This is a genomic window from Pseudomonas sp. (assembly GCF_030683065.1).
Lineage (GTDB): Bacteria > Pseudomonadota > Gammaproteobacteria > Pseudomonadales > Pseudomonadaceae > Aquipseudomonas.
Map to the genome: position 1 here is coordinate 84,646 of NZ_JAUXMX010000064.1, position 7,676 is coordinate 92,321.

A 7,676-nucleotide genomic window follows, 5' to 3' on the forward strand; every position below is an offset into this window, starting at 1 on the left:
CCCACTCAATCCAGCTGGATCAGCGGGCCATCCTCGGCTACCAGTTGGCGCAGCGGCCGGAACAGCTCATTACCCTCGCCCTGACCGAGCAGCAGCACGTTGCGCAGGCTCTGGGTGATTCGGCTGACATAGCCCAGATCATTCATCAGCGAGCTGGCTTGCTGGCCATCCAGCCGGCGCTCGCGCACGGCGGCGAACAGGCGCTGGCGGAAAGCACTGTCGAAGGCTGCAGCCGCCTCGTCGAACTGGCGCAAGCGCTCGCTCCATAGCGTATCGGGGAGTTCAACGCGGCCCAGCTCACGCACTTCGTGGAGCACGCCAAGCAGGTGTCGGCGCAGCTCGACATACGTCTGGCGGGCGCTGCTGTCGTCCTGGCGCAGGAAACGACCGAGGTTCTTCTGCAGATGCTTGCCATCTTTGACCGCATCTACCAGCTGCAGCGCCGCCAGCTGGCAACTGACCCAGAAGTGCTGATGCGCCTCATCGAGGCTGACCTCAAGGCGGCTCATAAAGCTCAGTAGGTCGCTGTATACCCCCTTGATGTGCCGCTGATAGAGCTGCTCGGCATCCAGTGCCCGCGAGTCGGGCCGCGCGCTCAGCAGGCGGTCGTCCAGACGGCTGCGTTCGAGCTGATCTACCGGCACGTAGAGCGCATGGCAAATCACCTCCAGGCTAAGACGCGCCAAGTGCTGCAACTCCAGCACCACTGCCTGGGCCGCACTGTCGGCACCAGCAAGGGCGCTGTCATCCAGGTAACGGGCGCGCGTCTGTTCGGTCGCAGGCGCGGCCACCTCGGCAATCAGCACCCGGGGCTCTTCGCGATCGGGCAACCAGCGCTCCAGCAGACCCGCCAACCAACCCTGCCACGGCCAGAACAGGCTCACGCCCATGGCATTGAACAGTGTATGGAACAACGCCAGCTGAATCAGCAGGTTGCCACCCAGGCCCATAGGCTCCGTCAGCCACTGCACCAAAATGGCCAATGGCACCAGCAGGGCAAGCGCCAGGGCGCCGGTAGTCAGATTGAATAGCACATGCGCCAGGGCCAACCGTTGCCCCGCGCGGGAGCCACCCAGGGCACCGATCACCGCCGTTACCGTGCTGCCTAAATTGGAGCCGATGGCGATTGCCAAGCCCTGCTCTAACGCCAATTGGCCGCCGGCCAGGGCGGTCAAGGTGAGCATCAAGGTGGCATGGCTGGACTGCAGCAATACCGTGATCAACATGCCCACGCCGGTAAACAGCAAATGACCGGCAATACCGGGTAACTGGTAGTGCAGCGGGTCAAAGTCACCTGCCACGCTGGAAAACCCGGTTTTCATCTGGTCAATGCCGAGGAACAGGAACGCCACCCCCAGCACTACACGGCCGACGGCAGACCCTCGCGGACCGGTGAAGCTGCCGAGTACGCCAAACACCAGCAGGGGCAACGCCAGAGGGCCAAGACTGACATTTTGCCCTGCCAGGGCGAGCAGCCAGATACCGCTGGTAGTGCCCAGGTTGGCACCGAATAAAATGGCGATCCCCGCCGCCAACTGGATCAGGCCGGTACTGATGAAGGCAATAGTCAGCAGCGACACCAACGAACTGGACTGCACCAGCATGGTGGCGCTCACGCCGAACATCAGGCTTTTGAAGGGCGTCGCGGTACTCAACGCCAGCAGACGTTCCAGTTTTCCGCCAGCCAGTTGGCGCAGCCCTTCCTCCAGGCATTGCATGCCAAACAGGAACAGCGCCAAGCCTGAGCACAAGCCAAGCCAGCCCGCACTGAACCAGAAGCTCAGGGCCAGCAGGACAAACAGGAAGATCCAGCTGAACGACCTTAATCGCTGCAGCAGACTGCGGTCAGCGTCAGGCATTCAATGTGCGTTCACTGGCGCTTGTTATAGCCGTCGCCCGTGCACCCCAGGCAGCGCACGAAGGCCGCCTTGCCTGGCTCGACCACCAGGGCCCGGCCGGCTTCACCGATGCCACCACCGGTAGCGGCGAACGGCAGCGCGACGACAAATACCCCGGCACCGATCACGGTGGCCGCAATCAGCAAGGGACGAGCAATCAGCAGATCCGCCACCATCGAGAAGGCGTCAGGTGCCTTGACGCTGTACAGCGGGTCACCGCTGGCATTCTGTTGAACCACCTCCGCCTGTGCCGGCAGCGCCAACAAGCCAGTAGTCAGCACCAAGGCAACAGCGGTTGAGCGAAACAGTTTCATCGGGCGATCCTTCAGCTATTCGGAGGCAGTACCGGTAACTATAACAGCGCTCTGGAAATTGTCAGCGTGACGCCCGTCAATCGCCATGAAATGCGTTATGGAATTTTCAGGCCAGTGCCCGAGAGCGCCAGCCTGTTCAGACAACCGTCAGCGCTGACAACGCGGGCAGTAGACGCTGGCACGTTGTCCCAGTTTGATTTCACGCAGGGTAGTGCCGCAGTTTTTGCAAAATTCGCCGCCACGCCCGTAGACGAACAACTCCTGCTGAAAATAACCCGGCTGGCCATCGCCGCCGACGAAGTCACGCAGGGTGGTACCGCCGCGCTCGATGGCATGAGCAAGGATACGTTTGATCTGCTCGGCCAGGGTCATGTAGCGCGCCCGGGAAATCGAGCTGGCCTCGCGGCGCGGATCGATACCGGCAGCGAACAACGCCTCGCTCGCATAGATATTGCCGACCCCGACCACCACCGCGTTGTCCATGATGAAGGGCTTGACCGCCATCGAGCGGCGACGCGACTGCTGGTAAAGCCGCTCGCCATCGAACGATTCAGTCAAGGGTTCCGGACCAAGCTTGCTGAGCAGCACGTGGTGCAGGGGGTCAGTACTCCAGAGCAACGCACCGAAACGCCGTGGGTCGGTGTAACGCAGGGCCAGACCGGACTCCAACTCGATATCCACATGCTCGTGCTTGGCCGCTGGCAGGCCGCACTCGACCAGACGCAGGCTGCCGGACATGCCCAGGTGACTGATCAGGCTGCCGGTCTCGGCCTTGATCAGCAGGTACTTGGCACGGCGCTCGACGCACTCGATGCGCTGGCCGGACAGGCGCACATCCAGGTCTTCAGGAATCGGCCAGCGCAGACGCCGCTCACGCACAATTACCTGGGTAACCCGCTGCCCCTCAAGAAAGGGCGCGATACCGCGGCGGGTGGTTTCGACTTCGGGTAGTTCGGGCATAGGCAATCAATCGGATAGACAAGGGATGCGGGCGACTACCTTAGCAGTAAATCACCCCTTTCCAGGCGCTCGCGATACGCCTGAGCACGGGCCGTCTCAACAGGCCTGAAACTACCAGGCCTCGACATTGCGAGGCTGCATCTGCTTGAGCTGAACGCTATACCCTGCGCGCTGCAGGGCCGGCGGTCAGACGTCGGCGGTTACCTTGTAAGCGGCTGCATCGAGCAGCTTGTCCAGCTCGCTGGCATCACTTGGCTTGAGCTTGAAAAACCAGCTGCCATAGGGGTCGCTGTTGACGCTCTCGGGGCTATCGGCCAGATCCTGGTTGATCGCGATCACTTCGCCACCTACCGGCGTGTAGATGTCGGATGCCGCCTTGACCGACTCAACTACCCCAGCCTCCTGACCGGCCGTCAGGCTCTTGCCGACTTCCGGTAGTTCGATGAAGACTACGTCACCCAAGGCTTCCTGAGCGTGATCGGAAATACCGACAGTGACCGTGCCATCGGCTTCCAGGCGGGCCCATTCGTGGCTGGTGGCGTAACGCAGATCGGCAGGGATAGTGCTCATGTGTCGTTCCTCATAGGACATGACGGCGACCGCGCCGTCGGGAGAATTTAGCAGGACTGGGCCAAGCGAAAGAAAGTCATTTGCAACATAGCGCACCCCAACAAGCAGGTGAAGGCGCACCCCACGTCCATCTGGGAGACCGGTTTGACGCTGCAACCGCCGCGTAACCTGCCGCCGCATTCAGATCAGGGCTTTACCATGGCGGACAAACATCGGCTTGACCACCCTGACCGGATACCATTTGCCACGGATTTCTACCTCGGCGCGCTCGCCAGTGGCTGTCGGCACGCGCGCCAGGGCGATCGACTTGCCGAGGGTCGGAGAGAAACTACCGCTGGTAATCTCGCCCTCGCCCACGCCACCAACCCGCACCACCTGGTGGGCACGCAACACGCCGCGTTCCTCAAGCACCAGACCGACCAACTTTGACTGAATGCCGGTGCTCTTCAGCGCTTCCAGCACATTGCGCCCGACAAACTGGCGGCTGGCCGGTGCCCAGGCGATGCTCCAGGCCATGTTGGCCACCAGCGGCGTGACGCTTTCGTCCATGTCCTGGCCGTACAGGTTCATCCCAGCTTCCAGGCGCAAGGTATCGCGCGCGCCCAAGCCGATCGGCGAGATGCCGGCACCCACCAGGTCATTGAAGAATGCCACGGCCTGATCAGCCGGCAATACGATTTCCAGACCATCCTCGCCGGTATAACCGGTGCGGGCGATAAACCAGTCGCCTTCCGCCAGGCCCTGAAACGGCTTGAGTTCGTGGATCAGGGCCGCGCGGGCCTGGGTCACCAGCTCACAGGTCTTGGCGCGGGCATGCGGACCCTGAATCGCGAGCATGGCCAGCTCGCTGCGCTCATGCAGTTCGACGGCGAAGCCACCGCCCTGTTGACGCATCCAGGCCAGATCCTTGTCGCGGTTAGCCGCATTGACGACCAGGCGATAGCCGCTCTGCCCCTCGGCGGAGTCGCTGAGGTAGACGATCAGGTCGTCGATCACCCCGCCCTGCTCATTGAGCATGGCGCTGTACAGGGCTTTGCCGGAGACATGCAGGCGCTCCACGTCATTGGCCAGCAGGTGCTGCAGATAAGCCTTGGCCTGGCTGCCACCCACATCGATCACGCACATGTGGGAAACGTCGAAGACCCCGCAGTCGCGCCGGACCTGATGGTGCTCCTCGACCTGCGAACCATAATGCAGCGGCATGTCCCAGCCACCGAAGTCGACCATCTTGGCGCCTAAGGCGAGGTGCAGGTCATAGAGAGGGGTGCGCTGTCCCATGGGTGTCTCCTTCCGGGCTTGGCAGAGCTGCGGACATGAGCTGAACCCGGCCGCACCCTTTGAAACAGGGCGCTGGCACGGGCTGTCAACATGACGGTCCGCAGCGAATGGCGCGCATTGTAGCCGCAAGACCGCGGCGGGTCATCTTGGCCGTAGGGCGTAGTCGCGAAGCAGCACATCGCGGGTCGCAGCCGAAGAGCAAACTGTACGCTGTACTTATGAGCGGCCGACGGCTACCCGATCCGCCGCGCCGAACGGCGGATCAGCAGGATCACCGGCAGCAAACCAACCAGCACCAGGGTCAGGGCCGGCAGCGCGGCGCGCGCCCATTCGCCCTCACTGGTCATTTCGAACACCCGCACCGACAGGGTGTCCCAGCCGAAGGGACGCATCAGCAGGGTCGCCGGCATTTCCTTGAGTACATCGACAAACACCAGCAGTGCAGCCGACAACGCCCCAGGCACCAACAGTGGCAGGTAGACCCGGAAGAACAGGCCGATGCCGCCAACCCCCAGGCTACGCGAGGCCTCCGGCAACGACGGGCGAATGCGCGCCAGACTGTTCTCCAGCGGCCCGTAGGCCACCGCCATGAAACGAATCAGATACGCCAACAACAACGCCGACAGGCTGCCGAGCAGAATCGGCTTGCCGGCACCGCCGGACCAAGTGGACAGCGGAATCACCAATTCGCGGTCGAGGAAACTGAAGGCCAGCATAATGGTCACTGCCAGCATCGAACCGGGTAGCGCATAGCCGAGATTGGCCAGACTGACGGCCCCGCGCATCAACCGCGTCGGGGCCTGGCGACGGGCGAAGGCCAACAGCAGGGCCACACTGACGGTGATCAGCGCCGCCATGCCGCCAAGGTAGACGGTGTGCAGAATCAAGGCGGTGTAGCGTTCGTCCAGATCGAAACGGCCGCGCTGCCAGAACCACACCAGCAACTGCAGCACAGGAATCACGAAACCACAGGCGAACACCAGGCCGCACCAGGCGCTGGCAGCCAGTGCCTGGCCACCCTTGAGGTGATAGAGCGCCTTGACCCGGGGGCGCTCGTTGGCCGGCCGCACTGCCCCACGGGCACGCCGCTCGCCATACAGCACCAGCATCACCGCGAGCAACAGCAGACTGGCCAGCTGGGTGGCACTGGTCAGGCTGTAAAAGCCGTACCAGGTCTTGTAGATAGCCGTGGTGAAGGTATCGAAATTGAACACCGAGACCGCACCAAAATCGGCCAACGTTTCCATGATCGCCAACGCCAGGCCGGCACCGATAGCCGGCCTTGCCATCGGCAGGGCCACTCGCCAGAACGCCTGCCAGGGACTCTGCCCAAGCACCCGCGCCGCCTCCATCAATCCCTTGCCCTGAGCCAGAAAGGCATTGCGCGCCAGCAGGTAGACGTAGGGGTAGAACACCAGCACCAGGACGATGATCACCCCGCCCGTAGAACGCACCCGCGGCAGGCGCAGGCCAGCGCCAAACCAGTCGCGCAGCAGGGTTTGCACCGGCCCGGCGAAATCCAGCAACCCGACGAAAACAAACGCCAGCACATAGGCCGGAATGGCAAACGGCAGCATCAGCGCCCAATCCAGCCAGCGCCGCCCGGGAAACTCGCAGAGGCTGGTCAACCAGGCGAGACTGACGCCGAGCACGGTCACCCCAACCCCGACCCCGAATACCAGCATCAGGGTATTGCCCATCAGGCGCGGTAGCTGGGTTTGCCACAGGTGCGCCCAGACCTGCCGCTCCACCTCATGCCCGCTGAGCAGCAGCACGCTCAGCGGCAGCACTACCAGCAAGGCAACGGCAAACGCTATGGGGTACCAGCGACGCTGGGCAGGATGGGCCACGCAGGATCCTCGAAACTATTTTCTCGACGGCATAAACACAACACCCCGGGCTAAGCCGGGGCGTCGAGTATAACTGCAGCCTAAAGCAGGAAACCGAATCGATTCTGCCATTGGCGCCCGGACACTGACCTGGATCAGTTCCAGCCAGCGCGATCCATCAACATGGTGGCTTCGGCCTGACGCTTGCCGGCCACTTCCAACGGGATGCTATCGGCTTTGAAGCTGCCCCACGTCGCCACTTCAGCGGATGGCGCGATTTGCGGGTTGGCTGGGAATTCCTGGTTCAAACCGGCGAACAGGCTCTGCGCTTCCTCGGTAGTCATCCACTCCAGCAGCTTCTGGGCGGCCTCGGCGTTTGGTGCGTGCGCGGTGACACCGGCACCGGACAAGTTGACGTGCACGCCACGGTCGGCTTGGTTCGGCCAGAACAGCGCGGCTTTCAGATCCGGCTGCTGCTTGTGCAGGCGACCGAAGTAGTAGGTATTGACGATGCCGACATCGCATTGGCCAGCGTCGATGGCCTGGATCAGCGAGGTGTCATCCGCGAACACGTCGGTCGCCAGGTTGGCTATCCAGCCCTTGACCAGCGCCTCGGTCTTCTCGGCACCGTGGGTCTCGATCAGGGTGGCGGTCAACGACTGGTTATAGACCTTCTTGCTGGTGCGCAGGCACAGGCGACCTTCCCAGTTCTTGTCAGCCAGGGCTTCGTAGGTGGACAACTCTTCCGGCTTGACGCGCTCGGTGGAGTAGAAAATGGTCCGTGCGCGCAGCGACAGGCCAGTCCAGCTGTCGGTGCTGGAGCGGTA

At 62.7% G+C, this 7,676-nt stretch carries 7 protein-coding genes; all 7 read right to left on the reverse strand.

Annotation, left to right across the window (positions count from 1 at the left end; genetic code table 11):
• Positions 1–5: 5 nt before the first annotated feature.
• The gene (locus Q8K09_RS21155) at positions 6–1,859 is read right to left on the reverse strand and encodes a Na/Pi cotransporter family protein (protein ID WP_305256979.1); all 1,854 of its coding nucleotides are present in this window, start codon (positions 1,857–1,859) and stop codon (positions 6–8) included.
• Between the two features lie 11 nt (positions 1,860–1,870).
• Positions 1,871–2,212, reverse strand: coding sequence for a multidrug transporter (locus Q8K09_RS21160; protein ID WP_305256980.1), 342 nt, complete (start codon positions 2,210–2,212; stop codon positions 1,871–1,873).
• A gap of 147 nt (positions 2,213–2,359) precedes the next feature.
• Positions 2,360–3,172, reverse strand: a complete 813-nt coding sequence (gene mutM / locus Q8K09_RS21165) for a bifunctional DNA-formamidopyrimidine glycosylase/DNA-(apurinic or apyrimidinic site) lyase (RefSeq protein ID WP_305256981.1) — start codon at positions 3,170–3,172, stop codon at positions 2,360–2,362.
• Between the two features lie 186 nt (positions 3,173–3,358).
• Entirely contained in the window at positions 3,359–3,742 is a 384-nt protein-coding gene (gcvH, locus tag Q8K09_RS21170; protein ID WP_305256982.1) for a glycine cleavage system protein GcvH, read from the reverse strand.
• Between the two features lie 180 nt (positions 3,743–3,922).
• On the reverse strand, positions 3,923–5,020 hold the full coding sequence (gcvT, locus tag Q8K09_RS21175; RefSeq protein ID WP_305256983.1) for a glycine cleavage system aminomethyltransferase GcvT: 1,098 nt from the start codon (positions 5,018–5,020) through the stop codon (positions 3,923–3,925).
• Between the two features lie 233 nt (positions 5,021–5,253).
• Positions 5,254–6,870, reverse strand: coding sequence for an iron ABC transporter permease (locus Q8K09_RS21180; RefSeq protein WP_305256985.1), 1,617 nt, complete (start codon positions 6,868–6,870; stop codon positions 5,254–5,256).
• A gap of 134 nt (positions 6,871–7,004) precedes the next feature.
• A partial coding sequence (locus tag Q8K09_RS21185; protein WP_305256986.1) for an extracellular solute-binding protein occupies positions 7,005–7,676 on the reverse strand: 672 nt, incomplete at its 5' end.

Bases quoted from the DNA above. Each gene is read 5' to 3' on its own strand.
- Q8K09_RS21155 (WP_305256979.1), bottom strand. From the start codon at position 1,859: ATGCCTGACGCTGACCGCAGTCTGCTGCAGCGATTAAGGTCGTTCAGC.
- Q8K09_RS21160 (WP_305256980.1), bottom strand. From the start codon at position 2,212: ATGAAACTGTTTCGCTCAACCGCTGTTGCCTTGGTGCTGACTACTGGC.
- mutM (WP_305256981.1), bottom strand. From the start codon at position 3,172: ATGCCCGAACTACCCGAAGTCGAAACCACCCGCCGCGGTATCGCGCCC.
- gcvH (WP_305256982.1), bottom strand. From the start codon at position 3,742: ATGAGCACTATCCCTGCCGATCTGCGTTACGCCACCAGCCACGAATGG.
- gcvT (WP_305256983.1), bottom strand. From the start codon at position 5,020: ATGGGACAGCGCACCCCTCTCTATGACCTGCACCTCGCCTTAGGCGCC.